The sequence below is a fragment of the Haloferax volcanii DS2 genome (genome assembly GCF_000025685.1).
Lineage (GTDB): Archaea > Halobacteriota > Halobacteria > Halobacteriales > Haloferacaceae > Haloferax > Haloferax volcanii.
The window spans coordinates 397,160-419,159 of the sequence record NC_013966.1; the positions used below are offsets into that span (position 1 = coordinate 397,160).

A 22,000-nucleotide genomic window follows, 5' to 3' on the forward strand; every position below is an offset into this window, starting at 1 on the left:
ACGACTCATGACACAACAGATCAACCGCATCGCCATCGACATCGGCGGCACGTTCACCGACCTCGCCGCCGTCGATGGCGGCACGCTCGAACTCGAAAAGACTTCAACTACACCGGCGAATTTCGCTGACGGCGTCCTGACCGCCGTCGAGAAGAGCGCCCTCGACCCAGCGTCTCTCGACCAGTTCGTCCACGGGACGACCGTCGTTATCAACGCGATCACCGAGCGAGCCGGTCAGGAAACGGCGCTGCTGACGACTACCGGCTTCCGCGACGTGCTCGACATCACGCGGGCGAACCGTCCGGACATGTTCAACTACCAGTACGAGAAGCCTGAGCCGTTCGTCCCCCGGCGACACCGCTGGGAAGTCGACGGACGCGTCGACCAAGCCGGGTCCATCCTCACACCGCTTGACGAAGATGGTGTCCGAGAGGCCGCTAGGGAGATGCGGGCGAAGGGACTCGACACGATTGCTGTTTGCTACGTCCATGGCTACGAGAATCCGGAGCACGAGCAGCGCACCCGCGAACTCATCGAGGAGGAGTACCCAGAGGCATATGTCACGCTCTCTCATGAGTTGACGAAGGAATACCGTGAGTACGAGCGGACGAACACAACGGTCCTCAACTCCTACGTCCGCCCAATCGCCGATGCGTACCTCGACAATCTCGAAACCCAACTTGACGACCGGGACCTTACCGGGAGTAAGTACGCGATGAAGTCGAATGCGGGCACGGCGAGTTTCGCGCAGGCGCGTCGCACGCCGGTGGAGATGGTGGAGAGTGGCCCCGTGGGAGGCGTCTACGGCGCTGCCCACGTTGGCGAGCAGATCGGCACGCCGGATGTCATCAGCTTCGACATGGGCGGCACCACCGCAAAAGCCTCGCTCGTCCAAGACGGGAACGTCACCATCGACACAGACTACTGGCTAGAATCGTCGCCCCGCGACGAGGGGTACCCGCTGAAAGTCCCAGTCGTCGACATCGTCGAGATTGGGACCGGCGGCGGGTCGATTGCGTGGACCGACCCCGGTGGCTCGATCAACGTCGGCCCGAAGAGCTCTGGCGCCGACCCCGGTCCGGCGTGCTACGGGCGCGGCGGTACGAAGCCGACCGTCACCGACGCGAACCTCTTGACCGGTCGCCTCAATTCCGACTACTTCCTCGGCGGCGAGATGGACCTCAACGTTGACGCGGCGCGGGACGCTGTCGAACCCCTTGCCGACAAGTTCGGCACGACCGTCGAGGAGGCCGCGCACGGCGTCCTCCGCGTCGTCAACTCCAGCATGTCGAACGCGCTGAAGCAGGTGAGCATCCGCCGTGGACACGACCCCCGCGACTTCGCGATGGTCGCGAGCGGAGGTGCCGGCCCGCTACACGCCGCGACTCTCGGTCGCGAACTCGGCGTCGACGAGACGATCATCCCGCGTGCCCCCGGTCAATTCTCCGCGTGGGGTATGTTGATGACCGACGTCCGGAAGGACTTCGCGCGAACGCACGTCACGTCCTTCGAGGTCAGCGCTATCGAGGAGGTCACGGCAGCGTTCGCCGACCTCGAAGAGGACGCGTACGCGGCCTACGAGCCCGAAGCGGAGGTCGACCGCGGAGATGTCGAACTCGAACGGACCGTCGACCTCCGGTACGCTGGCCAAGAACACACCGTCAACGTGCCACTCACCGGCGACGCAGTTACACCGGACGCGGTCTGCGGGACAATCAAGCGCTTCCACAAGCGCCATGACCAGACGTATGGCTTCCGACTCGACGACGACGTGGAAGTCGTGAACTTCCGACTCACCGCAAGCGTCCCGATGCCGAAACCCGAGGTTACGACTGTCGAGCGCAATGGGTGCCCAGAGGATGCTGTCAAAGAGACGCGGACGGTCGACTTCGGCACGGAAGGCGTCCACAACACGCGCGTCTACGAGCGCGACGCAATCCCCACGACGACGCCGGTTACCGGCCCCGCGGTCATCGAAGAGCCGGCCTGCACCACGCTCGTCCACCCGGACCAGGCCTTCGACGTCGACGAACTCGGCAACATCCACATCCAATAATGACAATGAAACCCCAACAGGAGTCCTCGACCGACCCGTTCACGCGCGAGGTAATCACGAACGCCTTGCAGAGCGCGGCTGAAGAAATGTTCCTCAACCTCGGCCGGACCGCGAAATCGAGCGTAATCTACGAGACGCTCGACTACGCGTGCGGGATTACGGACCCCGACGCGAACGTCGTCGCACAGGCGAACGGCGTCCCCGGCTTCCTCGGCACGCTGAAGTTCTGCGTCGAGGCCGCAACCGAGAAGTTCGGTGCGGACGGCTTCGAACCCGGTGATGTCGTCGTGACGAACGATTATCGCGGCGGCACACACCTGAACGACGTCGCGATGGTCGCGCCCGTCTTCACCGACGGTGACCTCGTCGGATTCACCGCATCGAAGGCGCATTGGACGGATATCGGTGGGAAGTCTCCAGGTTCGTGGTCGACGGACGCGACGAGCATCTTCCAGGAAGGTATCCAGTATCCCGTCGTCAAGCTCTACGATGGCGGCGAACTGAACGAGGACGTCCGCGACATCGTCGTCGCGAACACGCGGATGCCTGAGATTACAAGCGGCGACATGCAAGCGCAGAAATCCTCCATGGACGTCGGTGCCGACCGCGTCGTCGACGTGTACGACCGCTACGGCGTCGACACCGTCAAACAGGCGGTAGAGGAGTACTTTGACGCCGGCGAACGCCTCGTTCGCGAAGAGATACGTGACCTCCCGAACGGCACGTACGAGGCGTCCGACACGCTCGACAACGATGGCATCACCGACGACCCCGTCCACGTTGAGGTTACCGTCACGATTACCGACGACGCGATCGCACTCGACTACACGGGGAGCGACCCGGAAACGCAGGGACCGATCAACGCCCCGTACGCCGCATCTGTCTCCGATATCCGGTCGTTCTTCCAGGCAATCACGCTTCCGGACGCGGAGACGAACGAGGGGTTCTTCCGCCCGCTCGACATCACAATCCCGGAAGGCACCGTCCTAAACGCGACCAAGCCGGCCGCAATCGGTACCGACTGGGAGGGTTCCGCGATGGCGTCCGATCTCCCGTGGAAGGCGCTCGCCCCCCACCTCCCCGACCGGCTGTCCGCCGGGCACTTCTTCAGCGTCTGTGCAACCATCGTTGGCGGGCACGACGAGCGCCGCGACGAGGACTTCCTCGTCGTTGAACCCCAACCCGGCGGCTGGGGCGGTAGTCCCGGCCGCGATGGTGCAGATGTACTTGTCTGCGCCGGCGACGGCGACACGCTCGAAATGCCCGTCGAAGTCATGGAAACTCGCTTCCCCCTCCTCTTCGACGAGTTTGCACTCGATACCCCACAGGAGTCCGGGCACGGCGAGTTCCGTGGCGGCACCGGGCTCGTCCAAGGCTACCAACTGTACAACGAGTCCGGCGGCTTTATCACCGCCGAGTTCGGGCGCTCTGAGTTCCCGCCGTGGGGCGTCGAAGGCGGTCACGAGGGCGACGGGAATTACATCGTGGTTGAGCGGACCGACGGGTCGACTGAACGCCGCAGCAATCTCTCGAACTACGACCTCGATAACGGAGATATTGCGCGCCTCGTCACAAGTTCCGGCGGCGGCTGGGGTGACCCGACAGAGCGCGACCCCGAGAGCGTCCGCGTCGACTACCTTGACGACTACATCACGCGAGAGACCGCCCAGAACGTCTACGGTGTTATCCTTGACGAAAACGGAACGATAGACCACGACGCGACCGCGGCCGAACGGGGTGAGGCGCAGTGAGCGACGTCAAACTCACGGAGTTAGCGGACGTCTGGGCGAAGAGCACGGATGCGCCGCTCACACTCCACGAGATCGACGATCCGGTCTCACAGACGGGTTCGTACGTCATTCGTCCCGGAGAGCGCGTCCCCGAAGAGGGATGGACATCCCACGAGGGCGATGAGATCTCGATCATTCTCGACGGAGAAGTAGAACTCGTCACGCCCGACGGCGAGTACAGTGTCAGTTCTGGAATGGTCTCTGTCATTCCAGCCGGCGTGAAACACTACAGCGTGAACGACACTGACAAGCCGGTGCGGCTCGTCTACACCGCAGTCGGTGGCCTCTGAGGCCGCCACGTCACGCTAGTTCGTGATCGGTTTGTGCCAGGCCTTGTGCGTTTTCGTCACCGGCATCGCCTCGTACTTCGCCACAAGGTCGTGGCACTGCAACTGCGTGCGAAGATAGCTCTGGATGTCCCCGAGCGTCGCGTGCCAGACGCGCAACAGCAGGTCGTATGTCCCCATGTACTCCTCGATCTCGTAGATAAATTCGTCGCCCTTCACCGTCTCGAGGAACTCGTCGAGCTCGTCGACCGTCGCCTCTGAGCTGAGTTTCACGAACACGTCAGCGTACGCGAAATCGGCCTCCTGCAAAACAAGGACGCCAAGCACGTCAATGATCCCTTCCTCTTCGAGCTTCTTCCGACGGCGGTGCGCCGCCGTCCGCGACAGTCCGACGCGCTCTCCGAGTTCTGTATCCGACATTCGCCCGTCCTCGTTGAGAGCCTTGTATATCCGGTAATCCGTCTCGTCGAGATGCTCCTTCAGGAGCGACTGAATGGTGTCATTCTCCAACCACTCGGTCGCGGCCGATCGCTCGTTAGTCATTTACCCGGTTTTCGGAACCTATCGTGGTGTAGTTATCGATGCTGTCGAATCCCATGTCCGCTACCCGGCGCGCTTGTGTCCGAATTTGCTCCCATCATCTGAGGAAGGTCATATGGATCGGCAGACAACGGGTGCAGACTGAGCTCGGATAGTTGCTCGGCAACTGTCCGAGTTGGGGGCGGCAAATTGGATCGTCTCTGAAGCGGGCTGGTCGAACGAGCCAACCAAGCGCGTCTTCGAACGGCTCAGCGGCGACGGTATCTTCTACCGCGTCGACAGCGGTACTCACACTACGTACTATCTCGATTACCGCCTAAGTGATGTGGGAGGTGATGTACCTCCCGGACGACAGAATACTGTTGGAGAACATATTGAGCGTCTCGCCGACATGAACTCGCAGATTCGGGGTTAGGAGGTCGAATCTGAGGTCAATTCTCCGTACCCGCTTCGTGGGACGCTCACCGAGAAGTCTCTCGACGCTGACGAAGAGGACCACCACTGTAAGACCATCTTATTAGACACTCACCAATTGTGAGCTAATCGGAAAGAAATATGCTTCTCCCATACTATCGCAGCGGTCTCAAGCAGTCCAGCGACGAAAGGGCGATCGAGACACGAATCGTCCACTCCCTTTCGATGAGAATGTGAACACCGATTTCTACTGATCCCACAATTCCCTTACGCTCATTTCGAATCCTGATACCCCACTCACATTTACTTCTCTTCCGTCTCGGTAGCAAACATGTACCGACATTCAGTCGGTTCCCCATACCCGCACGTATGATTACACGGTTAATCACCATCGAAGAGATCGATGGCCTGTACTTGGTGTGGAACGACCACATCAACGCGTCCGCCCTCTATCGCCGTGCCCTCCGTGAAGAGATGGATGTTCACGGTGTCGACCCGAATGAACTCCGTGAGCTCCTCGAACGGGCCCGCCACTAGGGTTACACACTCGAAGAGATCGCCGAAAACACCAATCAGTTTGCTGATCTCCAGTCGCTCGTGGAAAATCGGCAGGACCATCCACCGACTGGAGATGCCACTGACGAGTGATCCGTGTGTCACAGGATCAGATCCTCTCCGATTCTGAGCGTCGTCCCAAGAACCAGTCACCGCTGATCGGCACGATCCCTCGGCAGGCAGCCCTTACTGTCGTCCTCCTGAGCCTCTTCGCCGTTCAGCCAGTTACCGCCCAGAGCAACGCCGTCTGTAGCGCGGACAACCTCCCGAGCATGATTGGGGGATTCTTCCGGCTCACCACCGCGCTGGGCATCGTCGGTCTCGCCATCGTCTGGCAGGCTGATCTCCTCATCGAGATGTTCACCCTCAATCCGGAGCAGAAGAAGGGCCTCAGACGACACAAGCGCTCTGCGATGAAGTCTGCGGTCGTCCTCGTCGTCCTCGGCCCGCTGTACACGGTCGCCGGAGCGATAATGGGGCTTCCATTGGCAGAGTTCGTCAACCTCGTCCCCTGGTAATCCAACCCAGATCTCCACTCGTGACCTCCTTGGATCGACGCGCGCTCTGCGTACTCGCGGTCGTCATGATCGTGGAGTCAAATGCGGAGACGATCGCTGGTATCTTTTCGCCAGGCGATATCGAATACGCAGTTGAACATATTCATGAAGGACATTTCGGTCAGGTGCTAGAATCACACCATGTGAAGACATTCCAGCTGCTGCGGCTCATTGCAGCGAATCATCCATTCGTCGATGGCAACAAGCGAACGGCGCTCATGTCGACCCGAATTTTCTACGCGTTGAATGGCTGCCGTTTTGACTACGATCGGGAGATCAAAGAGATCCTGAAGGCGCTCGCGACAGATGAGAGCAGTGTCGAAGCGGACGACGTGATCACGTATCTACGAGCACACACAGAGCCGCTTGCTCCGGAGTACGAGGCGACCATCAACCTGTGGCTGGCACGGATTGAGGGAACGGACCAACTACCCACGGAACACGACACGGTCGAGCAAGACACGTATGAACCGAACGATTATGACGACGACGCCCATAGTGGGGAGTAAGAATGGCCGCTGAAAGTGAACAACCCGAGATCCCCGATGAGCTGTCCCCCGAGGAGGCACGGCAGTATCTCATCCGGTTCCTCGGCCGACAGGACCTCGACGAGCACGAGGAAATCTACGACGAACTCGCGACCGAATAGACGGCGGCCGGCAGTCACTCAGTCTTCGCAACGGCCTGTTTAGTTTCTCCTAACACCGAAGTCAACAAGGACAGCGAAGAGTACAGTGGGTACAGTACCCGTTAGGGCAGGTACAGGTCCGCGAGATGCAGCAGGTCGTGGCCCGAAGGTCGGTTACAAAGTCAGTCACGACTCGAGCCGATGGGTGATTCCATCTGAGGCGGAGACGCGGCGAACTCGCCGGCGCCGACTGTCTGGGCGTATCGGGATATTATGAAAATGTATTTTTCTCAGGAAGCTATTTGTTTCTCGACCGCGTAGCATCCAGTATGACCGAAACGTGGGATGACATCAACGAGCAGGTCAAAGCCGACTGGAAAGCCGACACCACGCCGTTCGAGCGGGTGTACGAAATCATCGAACAGACCCACGATGGGCAATCGGCAGCCGAGATCGCCGAGCGGGCCCTCGTGAGTGAGCCGACGGCGCGTCGCCACTGCAAGTCGCTCGTGAACACTGGGTTCGCGGAGACGGAACAGGACGGCCAAACAACGCTGTACAAGCGCAACAGCGACCGGGTGTTGATGTCGCGGATCCGCGAGCTGCGTGAGGAAGTTACTCGATCGGAGTTGCTCGACAGCATCCAGGAGATGAAGGCCGAGATCCGACGCTACGAGGACCGCTACGACGTGGTGTCACCGGAGGAACTCGCCCAGCAACTCGACGCCGACGAGACGGGCGGCTGGGACGACCTCACCGCCTGGCGGACAACGCGACAGAATCTCGCCGTCGCACAAGCCGCACTCGCCTACGACGAGGCCAGCCACCAGCTCGCTGTATGAACGGTAACGACCGCGCCGGCGAGTTCGGGCCGATCTATCTTCCGGCACTCCAGCGGATTCGTGACCTCTGGCTCGAACTTGAGCCGCTCGTCGACGAAACGGCGTATGATGATGTCGTCGCCCCTACGGAACTGCAGATCAGTCTCAGCGATGGATTGGGCGACGCCGAGAACGCTCGGCTCGATATCCAGTGGAGCGAACTGGGGCTGTATTCGTTCCACTACGTCGATAGCAACGACGTCAACTGGCGCTTCGATCGCCATCCGAACACACACTCCCCCGAGATCCATTTCCACCCGCCGCCCGAGGCCGCGACGATGGACGCGGAACCGTCCTGTATCGACGTCACCGAGGTGTCACTCGTGACGCGTGCCGTCCATGCAATGTGGCGAACAGCGTACGAGGATGATGCACTGGATCGGCTGAATAGTGCGTCAAACCCACCGTAAAGATGGATGTAACCGAGGACGCAGTCCGGGACATCTGCACGGACGCAGTCTTCGAACGCGGCGAACGATACCGTGAGGAGGGCCGTATCCACGGAATTCACCGCATCGACACCACTGTAACCGCAGTCGTGAGCGGCAGCCGTCAGTACGATGTCCGTGTTGACCTCGCCACCAACGGGTTTGCCCCGTGGTGCGACTGTCCGTACGACGGGCCGGGCACGTGCAAGCACGTCGTCGCCGTGTTGCTTCGGTGTGTTGACGACCCTCCCCAAGACGAAGGTGATCGGCTCGACACCGCACTTAACGGTGCCGACGCCGACGAGCTCCGCGCGTTCCTGCGTGAAGAACTCGCGACCGACGCTGACCTCCGCGACCAGTTTCTCGCCCGGGTCAGTGAGTCGACGACGCGGTCAGTCGACGAGCTTCGCACCACGATCGACCGGCGGTTCGAGGAGACAAACCCTGAGTACTACGTCGTCTTCGAGCCGATCGACTTCACTCGGTGGTTCGATCTCGCGACCGAGTACCGCGAGCAGGGGCGGTACGCGTCGGCGGCGACCGTCTACCGTGCGCTTGTCGAGTCGCTCGACGACAACATGGAGCGTGTCGACGGCGCGTACGACCACTTCTCGCGTGCGTTCAGTCGGGCACTCGACGGGTATGTCGACTGTGTCGCGTTCCGTGGCCGCGACGACGCGGTCACAGACGCTGTCGCATTCCTTGATGAGCGGGCGACGTCGGGAACGCCGTTCCTCACGGAACACTTCGAGAAGGCTGTGGTCGAACTTCAAGAAAAGGCGGACGAGCAGTCCTTCGAGTAGCTGTGCCGACCTTGATGGCGCCTCCAAGTTCGAAGATCCCGAGAATTAGTTTCTCACACGGTCAGCCACGTTGATCCGCTGTTCGCGAGCGGCTTCGACATCCGAGTAGAGGGCCAACGCGTGCTTGATGAGCCGGCGGTCTTCCAAATTCTCCTCCCAATGCCTAATCACGTCGCGCCGTTCGCAAAGCTCGGCACTCGAGAGATCTCCGTCGTCGAGCGACTGTTCGAGATCCTCCCACGTCTCGACGTCGTAGGTCGCCTGCCACTCCTCGATCTCCTCGGTGATCGCGGCCAATTCGTTCCGCAACTCCTCGCGCGGGTTCTCCTCGATGAGCGTGCGGATTTCCTCGAAGAGCAGCCGCGTGTAGTCAGGCTGGTAGCGCGTCGTCTCGCCGGCCTCGACGCGGCGCAGCTGGCCCTGGTCGACGAGCGCCTGAAGTTCCTCGTTTGTCGTGCTCCAAGCGGCGTCGGCCTGTTCGCTGATCCAGTTAACCGACCGGGGTTCACGAAGCGTCTCGGCGACGGCTCGAATACGGTCGCGGGCGCTCATCGACTCAGTCCACGACTGGACGCCATTCCGGGGGGATTCGGACATGCTTGGCACCTCTTGCAACAGTGTTCATGCCTCACTCCCAGATATGTTTGTGTCTTCGCGTATAATATAGAAGTAGTCGCGAGCACGGTTACCCTGACGTTGAAATACCATCCCGGCAGAACCTACGAGCCAATCGATGTACAACCGATATTCTGACTTCGAGGAACTGCGGCCGACCGGCGAGGCGTCCCACATTCCGGACTCGAGGCTGGACGACGGGTGTGAGGGTTCCCCCCGGCGGCAACGCGTCGCGACAAGCACGGGGGACTATCCCGACCAACCGTCGGGCATCGGCGCGGAGTGCCAGTCCTGTGGTGCGTCGATCCCAAACGGGCAGACCAAGTGCCGGTTCTGCCTCACGAATCATCTCGGAGCGCCCACCGACAACCAGCAGCCCGCAGACACCGAGTGGACACTCCTGCACGTCGTCCAGCTGCTCGTCGAGGCATCGACCGTCTATCATGCCCTCGCAAAGGGCGCTGCGGCAGCGACCCTCCTCGCGAAGCCCGACAGGGATCCAGCCGTCGACGACTGCCAGCTGCTCTACGATTTCGACGACGCGCCTGCCTCGCAACTGACCGACGAGTGGCCCTCGCTTCCTGACGCCGTACGGGCCACCTCTGAGCGTGGTGACCGGCTCCTTGTGTTGGCTTGTGCACGGACTCCCTGGACTGAGCCGACCGAGACGCCACGTGGAGAGACGCACAGGACGTTCCTCTACGACGAGGAGGGTCACAGCATTCGCGACGTGGATCGGCTTACAGGCCTCCTTGAGTACCCCGAGAACGACGTCTGGTTGGTGCCCGCGATTGCACTCCAGCGTTCCGTCGACGACGTACAGTCCGGGAATCGTTGCCCCAGCGTTCCCTCGAAAACGCGACTTGACTGTCGCAGCTGCGACCGAACAACTGTGCATCAGTTCCAGGAGTTCGAGTCTGTCCCAGCTGAGAACTGGACTGGGCAGCCGATGTGGGAGTGTCAGGTGTGTCAGTCGCCACGTCACGGGCCAGCCCCTGAATAGGAGGGTCGGTTGAATACGGCGTTAACCAACAACGGATGCCTATACGAAGGGTGTTGGTTAAGGCTGATGCAGGCTTCGGCGGGAGACATCGGCGTACCTGCATTGTTTTTCTGCGCCGGGAGTCGGCGAGGCGCACATTATGGACCCACGGGACACGCCCGGATATCGACTGTATCGCGCTCTGAGTAACCTCAACAGCATCGATATCGAGCAACTGGATGACCCCGACCGAAAACGACTCGCTGAAGCGACGACGCTTCTGGAACAGGTGGGACTGCTCACCCGACCCGATGCTTCGAAAGAAACTGACGCCACCGTTGACTCCTGAGGAAAGGCTCGGTCGAACAGAATCGGTTCAGCTTCTCTTCCAGTCGATTTTGTTCCCCCAGAAGGGGTACGGGGGCAGGAAAGTGCCCCTGAGGACTAACAATGGCAACACTCCAAGCAGCGACAACGTCGACCGGCGCGACCGTAACGGATTCACAGGCAGTCCGCCAGCTCTGTGAAGCACATTGCTTCGGGACCTTGAATTGGGAGGTGGACGAAGAAGGAGAGCTCATCATCTGGGGCTACGACGCCTTCGAGATCTACGAGACTCGTGAGGATGGGCTTCCGGACTACGAAGGTGGTCTCGCCACTCACGAGTTCCTCCGAAAGCTGGCCAACTACCTCAAACCCGGTGAAGAACTCGACATCCAAACCGCAGGGTACACGAAATGCCGGTTCCCGGTGCTGGCCAAGCGCTACGTCATTCGTGAGGGGGACGTCCTATACGCCGACCTCAGTTCCCTTGGTCCGGTTGAGCGTAGGTGTTGTTCATCCCCGAGAGGGGTGCGGAGCGATCCAACACGAGCATCGTCCAGTAAGGTGATTTCACGATGGGATATCGCGCACTCGTTGCGTACGAACGTACGGTAGTCAACGGAGATCCCACCATCTCACATTTCACGGATTGTACGGTTCGACGATTTTGAGAATAGCGGGCGCTTCATACCGTCGATTGCGTTGTTGGCCAGTCGTCTCACGCAGGACGCCATCATCCCATAAGCGACGAATCGCCTGGTTCACTGCCGGTTGAGACCGCCCAAGCGCGTCGACCGCCTGTGGCTCTGTGAGATACGGGTGTTCGATGATGAAATCGATGAGTTCGCGAATCACAACGCCCTGGCCCTGGTACTGTTCTCGGTAGCGATCGCGCAACGCGAGAAGTTCTCGGGCGACAGTATATCCCTCACGGCCCTGTTCGGCGATCGCCTGAACAAAAAATGACACCCACTCTGTCCAGGCACCGTCACGACTCACGGCCAGCAGCCTGTCGAGATAGGCATCACGGTTCGCATTGAAATACGACGACGGATACAGATACGGGCCGGGTAACAGCTCCCACTTGTAGAGGGCTAGCATTACGAGGAGGCGACCGAGTCTCCCATTGCCGTCCTGAAACGGATGAATCGTCTCGAATTGGTAATGGATCAGCGCCAGGTCAACCAGCGGGGCGTACCTGGGCCCTGACCGGACGTACTGGAGCAGGCTCCGGAGTGCATACGGGATACTCGCCGGGGGAGCCGGAACGAACCGTGCCTCACTGAGTGGCGTTCCCGGCTGGTCAATCCCCACGAGGTCCTCACGAAATTCTCCTGGGTTCTTTTGCTCGCCGCGCGCACCCTGCAGCAAAATTTCGTGGAGTCGACACAGCAAGTCCCGATCTAACTCGGCTCCATCATGGAGCGCCTGAATCCCGGTGGTGATCGCTTCGACGTAGTTTTGTGCCTCCGTGATGTCGGCTCGCTCGGTCGCGGTTTGTCCGGGCTCTTCACCAGCTTCGCGTCGGTATATGTCCGAGAGCGTGAGTCGTGTCGTCGTCTCGATGTTCGAGGAGTCGACAGCCTCACGGTGGATGAGGGGACTGAGGATGACCTCCGGCGAATCCAACCACGTATCCAGGTCTGAGAGCTGACCCACGGCATACATTGCCTCCCCGTTTTCGCTGACCAGCTCGTGTGTGGCATCGAGATCTGGTGGAAGCGGATCTGGGCTGAACGTGAAGATACCGTCGACCATCTCAACCTCTCCCGGAGCGTCGTCAACAAAGTCTTCAGGCCTCATTGTTATCCAACACACATGGCCAGGGAGATATAGATAACGAATATCTATTTCACCTATCCAAAATATCCAATTCCCCACCTCAAGATAGGTAGTTCTGAGGTTCGTTATGCAACTCGTCGCCGGCATCGCCCATAGATAACGGACAGACGATCAGCCCTAGCCGGAGCGACGCATCCCGAGATGGATCAACAAGCCGAGGATTCCGAGTATGCCGAGCAAAACAGCCCGAAGACGGGGTGATGAGTAGCCTCGCTTTATCGAATCCTGATACACGTAGTAGCCGACGATGGGCCAGAAAATGAAAATATACAGCCCGATTCGCAAGAGAGCGCCGTTATACGCAGTCAGAAGGTCGCTCGTCTGAAGAGGGTAATGGAAAATCAATGGAAGGAGGGCAATCATAGCAGCAGATACACCGGCATCGATCATCATTCTTACTCACATACCTCCAAACCGACATCTTCGAAGCACTGCTGTTTTTCGAGGGCTGAAAGGACTAAGCCCTCATGGGCTCATGATTCCATGACTGAAGAACCAGTTGACGATCCGTTCAACGACTGCGAGTTATAGTAACCGTTAGAACTTTTTACTCAAAGACTCTTGTAAGAGATAATGAACCATCTCGACGATGTTTCCGTCGAGGAATTGCAAGACGCTCTCGACAACGTGGACGGAAAGAAGCCGACACAACGGCTCTTAGCAGCTATCGCGTACAAGAACGGTGTCACGCAGACCGAGCTAGCCCAGTGGTACGATGTTCAGCGACGGACGATCTACAGCTGGCTCAAGCGACTCGACACCAACGAGTCGCTTGAGCAAGCTGTTTCTGACGATAAGCGAACTGGGAGAAAACGGAAACTTTCAGAAACACAGCAAATCGAATTTCAAGAAATCGTCCACGAACCTCCTCAAGAAGTCGGCATCGACGCGCCGGCGTGGACGCCGGCGCTTGCCCAAGATTTCCTCGAAGAAACCTACGACGTCGAGTATTCAATCCCGAGCTGTCGGCGGTTACTGAAAGAAGCGGGATTGAGCTATCAGAAACCACGCCGTACAGCCGCCGAAGCCGACGAAGACGAGCAAGAAGCGTTCTACGAAGAACTCAAAAAAAGCGGCGGAAGATGGACGCCACCGTAGTCTGTATCGATCAAACCAAGAAATCCGTGCAAGTTGAGCCGCGTGCCGCGTGGTTTCCGCGTGGCACGCGGCCCTCGGTCAAACTCTCTGGTCAACGCGACTGGACGTGTCTGCTGGGCGCGATCACCGAGGACGGTGATCGCTTCTTTTCACGATTCGAAGAGTACGTCACCGCTGAACACGCGAAACATTTCATTTTAGCACTATGTAAAGAATTTGAAGATGACTTGCTCGTGGTGCTAGATGGTGCGCCGTACTTTCAAGCGTCGGCCGTCACGGACCTGGCGGCCCGTGACGACCTCGCGTTCGTGACGCTTCCATCATACTCGCCGGAGCTAAACCCGGTTGAGGAGTGCTGGAGACAGCTTCAAGTAGCGTTGAGCAACCGGTTTTTCGACTCACTTGACGAGTTAACGACAGCGATAGACGCCGCTCTTGACCAGCTTTCGGTCCCAAAAGTGAGTAATTACTTCTAACGAATACTATAGGTCCCGACGCGGTACTCGGGACACACACGTTCGAAGATGTCCTGTTCACTGACGAGACGGAAACCCCGGTGAACGTCCTCACCGGCGAGACACCGGCACATTCGCAAGCAACAGTTGAGGAAGCGAAGGAATTCGCTGCGAGTATCGACACGGAGACGCCCCAGATCGCGCTTCTGACTTCCGTCGAGTCGCAGGTCGAAACACAGCATAAGCCCTACACGGCGGCCGCGTTCTTCCACTTCAAGGCGACAGGCTCACTCGAGCGTCACCACGCCTACCACGCCGCCTACGACTCGGACAAGTTCACCGTCGACTTCGAAGCGGACTACGAATCGGGCGATCTAGCGATTATCGTCGAGCGTGCGGGCGATGGCTGAATGGCTCTCCCGAAGCGATACTTTGAGCGCCGGCGGTGGATACTGGCACTTAAGCACCAACAAGCTGCAGCCCGCTGTAACTGGTTGGTGTACTCTGTCATTTTCATTGTCCCCTCTTTGGGGCCCTATTAACTTGATACCGGGAGAATACGGTGGGTAGGTTGGCTCTTTCACCGGGACTTCATCTATTTCCTGAGTTAGCGAAACTAGATCTCATCAAGCAGATCTGCTTTCTTCTCTTCGAATTCCTCTTCTGAGAGAACTCCGTTATCGCGGAGTTCACCAAGCTTTTCCAGTTGCTCAAGTGGGTCAGTCTCTGTTGATGCTGTTGAGGTAGCCGTCGTGGTATCTCCTGCGATCTGTTCGCGGATGAACCGCGTCATCTCACGGACTTCTGGCTTCCCAGGGAAGTTTGCTTGGATGTGATACGTCTGGCCAGGAGTCTGGAGTGAGATCCGTTTCCCACCTAAGCCAGCATCAAGATCAACACTTGTTATGCTTTGGTAGGGTACTGATCGTTCGTCGGTCCCGGTGAACTGAGGAATCTTTACGACGACACGTTTGTTCGTTGCGGCGGCTCGTACGTAGCCGCGTGTTCCCTGCTTTCGACTTCGGTCATTGCCCCACCAAGAACTTCCCGCACCAGAACCCTCTACATCAACTGTTTGACCGCGAGTGAGGTAGTGGACACGCTCATCTGGATCAAGTATATCTCGGATTTTATCTACGCGCTCTTGATTTACATAAGCTCCTTGTGGCGTTGCATCAAGTGGATCTGTATTGCCGGCACCGGTTCGCATCGTGTCATCCCAAATCGGGCGAAGTGAATGGACAGTATCGAGATCGGAGTTGACAGTAGGCGCATCCTTTGCTTGGGTTCGGATGTAGTCTGCAGCTGCTTCAATCTCGGATTGAGTGGCTGAATTCGGAATATACATTCTATATTCGTGATTGCTTGTGAAGACTGATAGCCGGTTTTTTGTCAGTCCATTTTTGGTCTGGACGTCAGTAATTGAGCCATATACTAGCGCGTTCCCACGATTCCCAGCAGCTGTGAGGATGATTCGTTGGTCAGTTACGAGAACTGTGCTCATGAAATCTTGCTGGTGGCCAGCTCCAACTGCATCTCCGTCACGAATCTGACCTTTTGAGTTATTGGCAAAGTAGTAGTGGGGCTGTTCGTTCTCGTTCAGTATATTGAGGAATGGACTGTCAGCAAGAATACTCTGAACTGAAAAACTACCTACCCCGCCTGTAGTCTTCGTGAGAATTTTCGCGGTGACGCTCTTTCCCCGCGCACTATCTGCCAAGCGCTGTGCTTCTGGATTAACATCCCCAGAGTCGAACAGTCCCATATCTGATCTAACCAATTTAACAGAGTAAAGCTTACTCTCTTGTCCACAACGCATCATACCATCCGTCACATCTCACGAGAGTCATTCAGTTACTGGATGGTCTGCATACGCAATCGCCCCGGTCAGTACAAACATCTCTTAACATGACATATGCGGTCACGATCTCCTGCGCGGAGTTCGCTGAGTTGTGTAGCGAAGCTGATTCCAGTACCCGAGATCACTAACAGGACGACCAAGTACCGTGCTTTTCGAAACTACTGCATCAGTCTGCTGTCGGAGGTTCTGAGATAACTTCGTCTCCAACTGCTTGTCCGTCCACCAGTTTTCTTCAGACTTGAAACTATTCTCAGTCTCTCAACTTCTCAGCAGCACAGTTGCTGCAGTAGACTCAGTCGATCACATCGGGTTAGAGGAAATGTCTGCTTTGGGAGGATGTGCAACAACCCGAAGCAGACAGCGAGATAGAGGAAGAGCACCTGCTTAATTTTGTCGTCAACAGCCTTGACGAGGAACTTGCGATAGACCTTGATGAGGACGTTGAGGTCACGACAGAGACCTTGTACGAGGTCCTCGCCGGCGCCAGCGCCGGCGGGACCTCGATCAACCACGTCTGCGAAACGACCGACGACTCACCGCACGCCAACACTGTCCGGGGACATCTCACCGATCAGTTCGACCTTGACACTGTTGAGGCGGTTGGAGACACGCTCCTCCAACGAGATGCGCTTGAGACACTCCCGGATCGACCGGTGGGAGGTCGTCGCCGACCTCCACCTCGATCCCTACTACGGCGACGAAGACGAGACAGAAGCGCTGTACTTCTCGGAAGCGAAACGCGGAACAACGACGTTTCACGCGTATGCGACCCTCTACGCGCGGGTACGCAACAAGCGGTACACGCTGGCGGTGCGCCAGCTTGTCGCTGGCGACACCACCAGCGATGTCCTCGCTGAGTTCCTCGAACTCCTCAACGGCTTTGACCTCGGCGTCAAGGCCGTCTACCTCGATCGCGGATTCTACAACAGCACCTGTCTCGGACTGCTGTACGCCCACAACTACGCCTACGTGATGCCGATCGTCAAGTGGGGCGAGACGATTCAAGAGGAACTCAGCAAAGGCTGGAGCCGCGAGATCGAACACGATCTCGCCGGCGAGGTGACCTTTCCCGTGTTCATCGACTGCGTCTACCAGCAGGGACGATACGACGAACACGGGGTGGCGCGTCACGGCTACGCCGCTGACGCGCCGTTTATCGACACGCCACGGGATGCCCGAGAGCACTACAGCAAACGCTTCGGCATTGAGTCGAGTTACCGCTTAGCCAAGCAGAGCCTCGCATTCACCAGTTCTCAGGACGCTGGTCTACGGCTGGTGATGTTTGTCGTGAGCCTGCTGCTCCAGAACAGCTGGCGGTATCTTCACTGGAGGTACGTGGCGGCGCCCCGCCGCGGGGGGCGCCGCCTCTGGAGGTGGCCGTTCACGGAGTTCTGTGAGATGGTGCTGCGGGCCGCCTGGACAGCGCTTGGTGTGCGCAGGGCTGTTCCAGCGAACCAGCCACTCGACGACCGGTTCTTCCGGTAGCTGTCCACCCGTCCGGACAGCGGTTATGAGTGGTAACACTGTCGCGTCGGCGGCAGTCCGCCGCCGACAGCGACGGTCCATCCCGAAGACCACACTCACCAGTGCTTCGAAGACGTTCCACGACCAGTTCGATCTGATTCACCGCCATCAGACAAGATTACGCGGCTGTCGATGTGATCGACTGAGACTTCCGTCGAGAGGCGACCTCAGCTGTTTGAGCGGTGAGTATTATCGGTACGTTTGGGGGGCGACTGCTCGGGTTGTGCGCGCTCCGGCGGGCAGTCCGTTCCTGCCGGGCCCGGGCGTTTCGCGCTGCCGTTGCGTCTCCGACGGACGGGGCACGGTCACGGGGCCGGGTCGGGCCGGGTGCAGCCACCCGATGCCGGTCAGCCCCGAGGGCGGGCCTGCGAGCGCTCGGCCCGCGACCGGGCCGTGACCGAGACCGGGGTGGCTGCATCTTCACCAGCCGTTGCGGCGGCGCTCCCTCGATGCGGTCGCGCCACCGGCCGGCTGGCTCAGACGTGGCCGCTTGCGCGGTCCGGGCGGGCTGCTCGCCGTTCGGGCACTTGCCCTCACCCTCGTTCGCCCGGGCTGCGGTGGCTACTGGGGGCTCGCCGTGCTCACCCCCAATATGCCACGGTCCGGGGCTCACTCAGGGCTGGCTGTGCGGCCTGCCGGGCATGCGCTCAAACCCGGCCGCGACGAGCTGTGGGTCCGCGGGCGTCCAGCCCGCACCGGGCTGCCGCACGAGGCGTTTCCGTTGCGTCTGCGACGGACAGGTGTCGGCGAGGCGCCGACCCGCGGTGACCGGCTGGGTATATGGTGGTGACCGCGCGCTCACCTCGAGGTTCACCCCCCGAACTTGTCTGGGGGGGCGCCGTCGGTGCCGCGCCGCGCCGGACAGGGTCCGGCGTGAAGGCGCGGCGCGGGCACCTCGGTGACGGCGTCATCGGTTGACGTCGGAGCCGTGGCTCAAGTGTTGGTTCGTGAGAATCCCGCGAGTGAGGTCGCGGGCGTCGGCGCGTTAGCGCCTTCAGGAACAACGATGTCTAGTAACAACTCCAGTCGAAAGGTAGTTTCGGTGGCTGAACAGGCGTTCGAGCAAGCGGATGAGACGACAGTCGACGAAGACGGGTTCGAGGTCGTCGACGAGACGCCGACGTTTCAGGCGACGGTGCAACAGGAGATCCAAGCAAAGGTGGATGCGAACCACCCAGATGGGATCGCAGACACGAGCGACGAGCGGATTGACGGGGTGACGTTGGCCCAAGAAGAGCGCATTCGAGCGCGGGAAGCGGAACTCGAACGGATTAGTGCCCGTGCGGAACTGGGGTCGCAAGAGGGTCGTGAGGCGCGGTCGCGGGTGATTGCGGCCGAGCGGAGCGCTGGGCGACGGCGGCAGTTCCAGAAGCGCGCGGCAAGTGTGAACCCGATGGCGGACCCCGACCGGGCGGATCCCCGGACGGAGCTAACCCAAGCACAGTTGGGCGCAGTGAACTCTCAGGCAACACGGTTGGCGGAGAAGCTGGATGGGTGGTCACGAGCGGCGATCAGTCGGCGGCTGAGCGAGGCGGTGTTGGGTGGCAAGGACATGATGTCGGCAACTGTGAGCGTGTTCGAGGAACTCGAAGGCGCACCGGGGACGATGGTGCCGATCGGGAAACTGGAGGGCGTGTCGCGACGCGAGGTGTGCGTTGAAGGGACGCTGACGACAGTGTGGGAGTCGGAGTCGCCGGCGATTCAGCAAGCGGGGCTCCTCGAAGACGAAAGCGGGCAGGTGAAGCTGACGAGTTGGAAGGCCTCGGACGTGCCGTGGATTCGCGAGGGCGAACGCGTGCGGATTCACGGAGCGGCGCGGAACTGGTACGATGGGCGCGTCTCGGTGGCGCTGACGGGGTGGACGACCGTGATGTTCCCCGAGCGCGACGCTTGGTGGGACGCCTAACGGCGCGCGGCGGCCTTCTTTTTTGCTGGTGGCCGGGCCGACCCAGACCCCACCGCCCCACCCTCCGCTCCGTGCTCGCAGACGCTGCGCGCGCAGCCACGACCTCTAGAACTCTTTTTCGACGTCACGGTGAGGATTGGTGCCTTCGATATTCTCCAATGAAAGTGACCGTTAAACTGGGGTATCACTATCATGACTATTACCCTGTCTCCCCACCGACTAGCATGCTTCGGGGGAACCAACAAGGGCTGAATCGACGACAGGCACTCCGAATTTTGGGGACCTCATTTGCGATTGGAACTGCAGCTCTCCGCACGGGACGCCCCGTTGCTGCTCGTGCAGCAACAGAGCCGTCGTGGCCGACGTTCCAGTTTGACAATGGTCGGTCTGGATATAACCCGCATGGGAGACGGCCCACAGGCAAACTCACAAAAGTATGGGAGACGACCGACGGATCATTCTCGAGTAGTCCAGCCGTCGTCGGAGAACTACTTTACCACGGGACAGCCGCGAATGGTCTCTTCGCCTACGATGTCGCTGATGGGTGCATCGTCTGGAACAGTCCAACCAACGGGCGAATCGCCCCCTCAAGACCAACTGTAGCGAACGGAGTCGTCTATATTGGCGATTGGGAGCATATCTTCTACGCATTCGATAGCGCTACTGGGAGTGAACTCTGGCGCTACGATGCTGGTGCGATACTTAATCATGATTCAGTTGTTTCTGATGGGGTGGTGTATTTTAGTGACGCGAATGGGGTTATTCACGCGATTTCAGCAGCTGACGGGACTCCTATCTGGAGTCTCGACACCGGCTTTGGAATCACATCACTTGCGATGAGTGATGGGAGTATTTTCTTCGGGGGGTCTAATTCACGGATCTCTCGGCTCGACGCAGCAACTGGCGTGGTCGAGTGGTCTCACCCTGTTCCGTACTCTCCACGACACATTGTCCTCGTCGATGGGATTGTGTATGTTGGTGGCTGGCCGTATCTCGCGACCTACGACGCAGCAGATGGAACAGAACGTTGGCGTGTCTATGTCGGGACAATTACCAACTCACCAGCGATCTCTGATCGACTCATCTATCTTGGCTCTACCAACAACCAACTACTCGCATTTGACCGAGCGACTGGTGAAGAACAATGGGCCTTCAGCGTTGGTGACCACCCGATTCAAGGAATTGTCTCGTCGCCTGCTGTTGTCCAAAACCGTGTGTATTTCGGCGGCTACGACAGGTACGTATACGAACTCCATGCACGGACAGGTAAGCTGATGTGGTCATTCGACACCGGTACTGAGATCACGGGATCGCCAGCTGTGGTTAATCGCCGTCTGTATATTGGGAGCCGCTTGGGTGGTATGTACGCATTCGGTTGATGAACAACACCGACTCTATACTGGACTCACAGTTCACCACCGGTTTTGTCGGCGGGTAAAATCGACGATCTAAGTCTAGTGGGCTCTGTTGAAACCCTCAGCCGCTGATCGTTTGTTGAGGATGTGCTGCATGTCGAGCGTGTATCTCGCACGAACCCACCGATTGCCCGTTGGCGGTTTCTGCCTTTGACTGCGAGTTCTAGGGTCAGTGATTCCATAGCTTGGACTCTCTGGAAGATAATAAACGAGCCTCTCGGAGTGAGGCAGCGCTGATAGGGAATCTCCACTCGGACTATGATTGATGACCAGTACGACGAAGGCTACGGCTGATCTCGGCCGTGGCTACGCACAGGCACTCGCCACTCGACTCAGAGCAGTTCCCGCCCTCGCATGGATTGCCGCGGCTGTCGGCGGGTTCCTCGGGAGCGTCCCGCTTGGCCTGATGATGCAGTACGGGAACCCCGAACCCTTAATCGCGCTCGCCCTGCCGATGATGTACGGCCTCCCCGGGCCAGACCTGCTCGCTGGATGGGTGATTCACCAGTTCCACGGCGTCGCACTCGCAGTGATGTACGTCGCCGCCGTCCAATGGGAACCACTCACCGAGTACCCAAGGACGCTCCGTGGAGCCGTCGTCCTCGCAGTTGTCGTCGGCGCTGTTTCGACGGTGCTGCTCTCGGTGCTATTGATGCCGCTTTGGCTCGGTGCAGTCGGCTACCCGTTCACGCCGGCGTTCCCCGATCTTACGATGCCCGAGAAGCTCTGGAGTATCCTCGGTCATGTCATCTACGCGCTCCCAGCAACGGTCGGGTACGCGCTCGTCATGAGGCGGTGAGGCCCCTGTACTTGTTGAGGACATCTCCCTTGGCCTCCTCTCCTCGCCGGATTTGCAGCGCTGTTCGCCGGTGTTGGCGCGTCCGTGACGAAGATGCGGCCGAGCGACACTCCTGGGGCTGTCGACTGGGCCGCAATGGTGTTGCTCGTCGGCACCGGTATCGGTCTGAGTTCGCTTGGGACAACACAGTTCCTGTCTGGTGCGGGATTTGGGACGGAGATGCTTGTCCTCTCGGGGATT

Annotated in this window: 21 protein-coding genes and 4 pseudogenes; 20 read left to right on the forward strand and 5 right to left on the reverse strand. The window is 59.2% G+C overall.

Translation table 11 applies throughout. The features are described from left to right. Positions 1-7 precede the first annotated feature (7 nt). From HVO_RS03570 to HVO_RS03580, 3 genes are read left to right on the forward strand one after another with little or no spacing between them, the layout of a single operon-like run. Positions 8-2,056 carry a hydantoinase/oxoprolinase family protein gene (locus HVO_RS03570; protein WP_004043286.1) on the forward strand — a complete coding sequence of 683 codons (2,049 nt, stop codon included), beginning with the start codon at positions 8-10 and terminating at the stop codon, positions 2,054-2,056. After that, positions 2,056-3,807 carry a hydantoinase B/oxoprolinase family protein gene (locus tag HVO_RS03575; RefSeq protein WP_004043287.1) on the forward strand — a complete coding sequence of 584 codons (1,752 nt, stop codon included), beginning with the start codon at positions 2,056-2,058 and terminating at the stop codon, positions 3,805-3,807. Before HVO_RS03570 ends, HVO_RS03575 begins: the two co-directional genes overlap by 1 nt. Next, positions 3,804-4,136, forward strand: coding sequence for a cupin domain-containing protein (locus tag HVO_RS03580; RefSeq protein ID WP_004043288.1), 333 nt, complete (start codon positions 3,804-3,806; stop codon positions 4,134-4,136). Before HVO_RS03575 ends, HVO_RS03580 begins: the two co-directional genes overlap by 4 nt. Positions 4,137-4,151: 15 nt before the next feature. Here HVO_RS03580 and HVO_RS03585 read toward each other — a convergent pair whose 3' ends face one another. Continuing rightward, positions 4,152-4,676 (reverse strand): Lrp/AsnC family transcriptional regulator, encoded by a 525-nt coding sequence (locus HVO_RS03585; protein ID WP_004043289.1) that lies wholly within the window; start codon positions 4,674-4,676, stop codon positions 4,152-4,154. 148 nt (positions 4,677-4,824) lie between these two features. Between HVO_RS03585 and HVO_RS21235 the strand changes: the two are divergent. From HVO_RS21235 to HVO_RS03620, 8 genes and pseudogenes are all read left to right on the forward strand, one after another. Next, positions 4,825-5,169, forward strand: a pseudogene (locus HVO_RS21235) (DUF7342 family protein); the annotation flags it as partial. A 287-nt stretch (positions 5,170-5,456) separates the two neighbouring features. Then, positions 5,457-5,735: pseudogene (locus HVO_RS21240) on the forward strand (hypothetical protein). A 5-nt stretch (positions 5,736-5,740) separates the two neighbouring features. Then, the gene (locus HVO_RS03600) at positions 5,741-6,160 is read left to right on the forward strand and encodes a hypothetical protein (RefSeq protein ID WP_049914857.1); all 420 of its coding nucleotides are present in this window, start codon (positions 5,741-5,743) and stop codon (positions 6,158-6,160) included. A 65-nt stretch (positions 6,161-6,225) separates the two neighbouring features. Beyond that, a complete protein-coding gene (locus HVO_RS03605) occupies positions 6,226-6,708 on the forward strand; it encodes a type II toxin-antitoxin system death-on-curing family toxin (RefSeq protein ID WP_013035221.1) in 483 nt (160 codons plus the stop codon). A gap of 2 nt (positions 6,709-6,710) precedes the next feature. Continuing rightward, positions 6,711-6,848 carry a hypothetical protein gene (locus HVO_RS20775; protein ID WP_004043292.1) on the forward strand — a complete coding sequence of 46 codons (138 nt, stop codon included), beginning with the start codon at positions 6,711-6,713 and terminating at the stop codon, positions 6,846-6,848. Positions 6,849-7,156: 308 nt separating this feature from the next. After that, positions 7,157-7,669, forward strand: coding sequence for a winged helix-turn-helix domain-containing protein (locus HVO_RS03610; RefSeq protein WP_004043293.1), 513 nt, complete (start codon positions 7,157-7,159; stop codon positions 7,667-7,669). Then, complete coding sequence (locus tag HVO_RS03615; RefSeq protein ID WP_004043294.1) at positions 7,666-8,118, forward strand: hypothetical protein; 453 nt, start codon at positions 7,666-7,668, stop codon at positions 8,116-8,118. Before HVO_RS03610 ends, HVO_RS03615 begins: the two co-directional genes overlap by 4 nt. Before the next feature lie 2 nt (positions 8,119-8,120). Beyond that, positions 8,121-8,939: an SWIM zinc finger family protein gene (locus HVO_RS03620; RefSeq protein ID WP_004043295.1), complete on the forward strand. Its 819-nt coding sequence runs from the start codon at positions 8,121-8,123 to the stop codon at positions 8,937-8,939. A gap of 45 nt (positions 8,940-8,984) precedes the next feature. Here the strand turns inward: HVO_RS03620 and HVO_RS03625 are convergent, their stop codons facing one another. Beyond that, positions 8,985-9,536: a DUF7342 family protein gene (locus HVO_RS03625; RefSeq protein ID WP_004043296.1), complete on the reverse strand. Its 552-nt coding sequence runs from the start codon at positions 9,534-9,536 to the stop codon at positions 8,985-8,987. 136 nt (positions 9,537-9,672) lie between these two features. Here HVO_RS03625 and HVO_RS03630 point away from each other — a divergent pair, with 136 nt between their 5' ends. From HVO_RS03630 to HVO_RS19965, 3 genes and pseudogenes are all read left to right on the forward strand, one after another. Further along, positions 9,673-10,557 carry a biosurfactant protein 1 gene (locus HVO_RS03630; protein ID WP_004043297.1) on the forward strand — a complete coding sequence of 295 codons (885 nt, stop codon included), beginning with the start codon at positions 9,673-9,675 and terminating at the stop codon, positions 10,555-10,557. Positions 10,558-10,696: 139 nt separating this feature from the next. Then, positions 10,697-10,885 (forward strand): hypothetical protein, encoded by a 189-nt coding sequence (locus HVO_RS03635; protein WP_013035044.1) that lies wholly within the window; start codon positions 10,697-10,699, stop codon positions 10,883-10,885. Between the two features lie 101 nt (positions 10,886-10,986). Next, a pseudogene (locus tag HVO_RS19965) lies at positions 10,987-11,361 on the forward strand (hypothetical protein); the annotation flags it as partial. A 141-nt stretch (positions 11,362-11,502) separates the two neighbouring features. Here the strand turns inward: HVO_RS19965 and HVO_RS03645 are convergent. Together HVO_RS03645 and HVO_RS03650 are read right to left on the reverse strand one after the other, a co-directional pair. Then, a complete protein-coding gene (locus tag HVO_RS03645; RefSeq protein ID WP_004043299.1) occupies positions 11,503-12,663 on the reverse strand; it encodes a Fic family protein in 1,161 nt (386 codons plus the stop codon). A gap of 156 nt (positions 12,664-12,819) precedes the next feature. Further along, positions 12,820-13,095, reverse strand: a complete 276-nt coding sequence (locus HVO_RS03650) for a hypothetical protein (protein ID WP_236995446.1) — start codon at positions 13,093-13,095, stop codon at positions 12,820-12,822. A 180-nt stretch (positions 13,096-13,275) separates the two neighbouring features. Between HVO_RS03650 and HVO_RS19970 the strand changes: the two genes are divergently transcribed. Beyond that, a protein-coding gene (locus tag HVO_RS19970) for an IS630 family transposase (protein ID WP_144064028.1) occupies positions 13,276-14,276 on the forward strand; the annotation gives its coding sequence in 2 pieces (ribosomal slippage) (positions 13,276-13,768 and positions 13,768-14,276; 1,002 coding nt in all). A gap of 8 nt (positions 14,277-14,284) precedes the next feature. Then, the gene (locus HVO_RS03665) at positions 14,285-14,665 is read left to right on the forward strand and encodes a hypothetical protein (RefSeq protein WP_049914858.1); all 381 of its coding nucleotides are present in this window, start codon (positions 14,285-14,287) and stop codon (positions 14,663-14,665) included. 206 nt (positions 14,666-14,871) lie between these two features. Here the strand turns inward: HVO_RS03665 and HVO_RS19975 are convergent, their stop codons facing one another. After that, on the reverse strand, positions 14,872-16,020 hold the full coding sequence (locus HVO_RS19975) for a PH domain-containing protein (protein WP_013035009.1): 1,149 nt from the start codon (positions 16,018-16,020) through the stop codon (positions 14,872-14,874). A 434-nt stretch (positions 16,021-16,454) separates the two neighbouring features. On the opposite strand from HVO_RS19975, the pseudogene HVO_RS03670 reads away from it, so the two are divergent. From HVO_RS03670 to HVO_RS03680, 4 genes and pseudogenes are all read left to right on the forward strand, one after another. Next, a pseudogene (locus HVO_RS03670) lies at positions 16,455-17,601 on the forward strand (ISH3 family transposase). Positions 17,602-18,646: 1,045 nt separating this feature from the next. After that, positions 18,647-19,546: an SOSS complex subunit B family protein gene (locus tag HVO_RS03675; protein WP_004043305.1), complete on the forward strand. Its 900-nt coding sequence runs from the start codon at positions 18,647-18,649 to the stop codon at positions 19,544-19,546. A gap of 224 nt (positions 19,547-19,770) precedes the next feature. Then, positions 19,771-20,925 (forward strand): outer membrane protein assembly factor BamB family protein, encoded by a 1,155-nt coding sequence (locus HVO_RS19990; RefSeq protein WP_004043306.1) that lies wholly within the window; start codon positions 19,771-19,773, stop codon positions 20,923-20,925. 301 nt (positions 20,926-21,226) lie between these two features. Further along, entirely contained in the window at positions 21,227-21,760 is a 534-nt protein-coding gene (locus HVO_RS03680) for a hypothetical protein (protein WP_013035139.1), read from the forward strand. The last annotated feature ends 240 nt before the right edge of the window (positions 21,761-22,000 follow it).

Coding starts and splice junctions, on each gene's coding strand:
- HVO_RS19990 (WP_004043306.1), top strand. CDS start 19,771: ATGCTTCGGGGGAACCAACAAGGGCTGAATCGACGACAGGCACTCCGA.
- HVO_RS03630 (WP_004043297.1), top strand. CDS start 9,673: ATGTACAACCGATATTCTGACTTCGAGGAACTGCGGCCGACCGGCGAG.
- HVO_RS03615 (WP_004043294.1), top strand. CDS start 7,666: ATGAACGGTAACGACCGCGCCGGCGAGTTCGGGCCGATCTATCTTCCG.
- HVO_RS03635 (WP_013035044.1), top strand. CDS start 10,697: ATGGACCCACGGGACACGCCCGGATATCGACTGTATCGCGCTCTGAGT.
- HVO_RS03645 (WP_004043299.1), bottom strand. CDS start 12,663: ATGAGGCCTGAAGACTTTGTTGACGACGCTCCGGGAGAGGTTGAGATG.
- HVO_RS20775 (WP_004043292.1), top strand. CDS start 6,711: ATGGCCGCTGAAAGTGAACAACCCGAGATCCCCGATGAGCTGTCCCCC.
- HVO_RS03650 (WP_236995446.1), bottom strand. CDS start 13,095: ATGATGATCGATGCCGGTGTATCTGCTGCTATGATTGCCCTCCTTCCA.
- HVO_RS03680 (WP_013035139.1), top strand. CDS start 21,227: ATGACCAGTACGACGAAGGCTACGGCTGATCTCGGCCGTGGCTACGCA.
- HVO_RS03625 (WP_004043296.1), bottom strand. CDS start 9,536: ATGTCCGAATCCCCCCGGAATGGCGTCCAGTCGTGGACTGAGTCGATG.
- HVO_RS03620 (WP_004043295.1), top strand. CDS start 8,121: ATGGATGTAACCGAGGACGCAGTCCGGGACATCTGCACGGACGCAGTC.
- HVO_RS03570 (WP_004043286.1), top strand. CDS start 8: ATGACACAACAGATCAACCGCATCGCCATCGACATCGGCGGCACGTTC.
- HVO_RS03675 (WP_004043305.1), top strand. CDS start 18,647: ATGTCTAGTAACAACTCCAGTCGAAAGGTAGTTTCGGTGGCTGAACAG.
- HVO_RS03585 (WP_004043289.1), bottom strand. CDS start 4,676: ATGACTAACGAGCGATCGGCCGCGACCGAGTGGTTGGAGAATGACACC.
- HVO_RS03605 (WP_013035221.1), top strand. CDS start 6,226: ATGATCGTGGAGTCAAATGCGGAGACGATCGCTGGTATCTTTTCGCCA.
- HVO_RS03610 (WP_004043293.1), top strand. CDS start 7,157: ATGACCGAAACGTGGGATGACATCAACGAGCAGGTCAAAGCCGACTGG.
- HVO_RS03575 (WP_004043287.1), top strand. CDS start 2,056: ATGACAATGAAACCCCAACAGGAGTCCTCGACCGACCCGTTCACGCGC.
- HVO_RS19975 (WP_013035009.1), bottom strand. CDS start 16,020: ATGGGACTGTTCGACTCTGGGGATGTTAATCCAGAAGCACAGCGCTTG.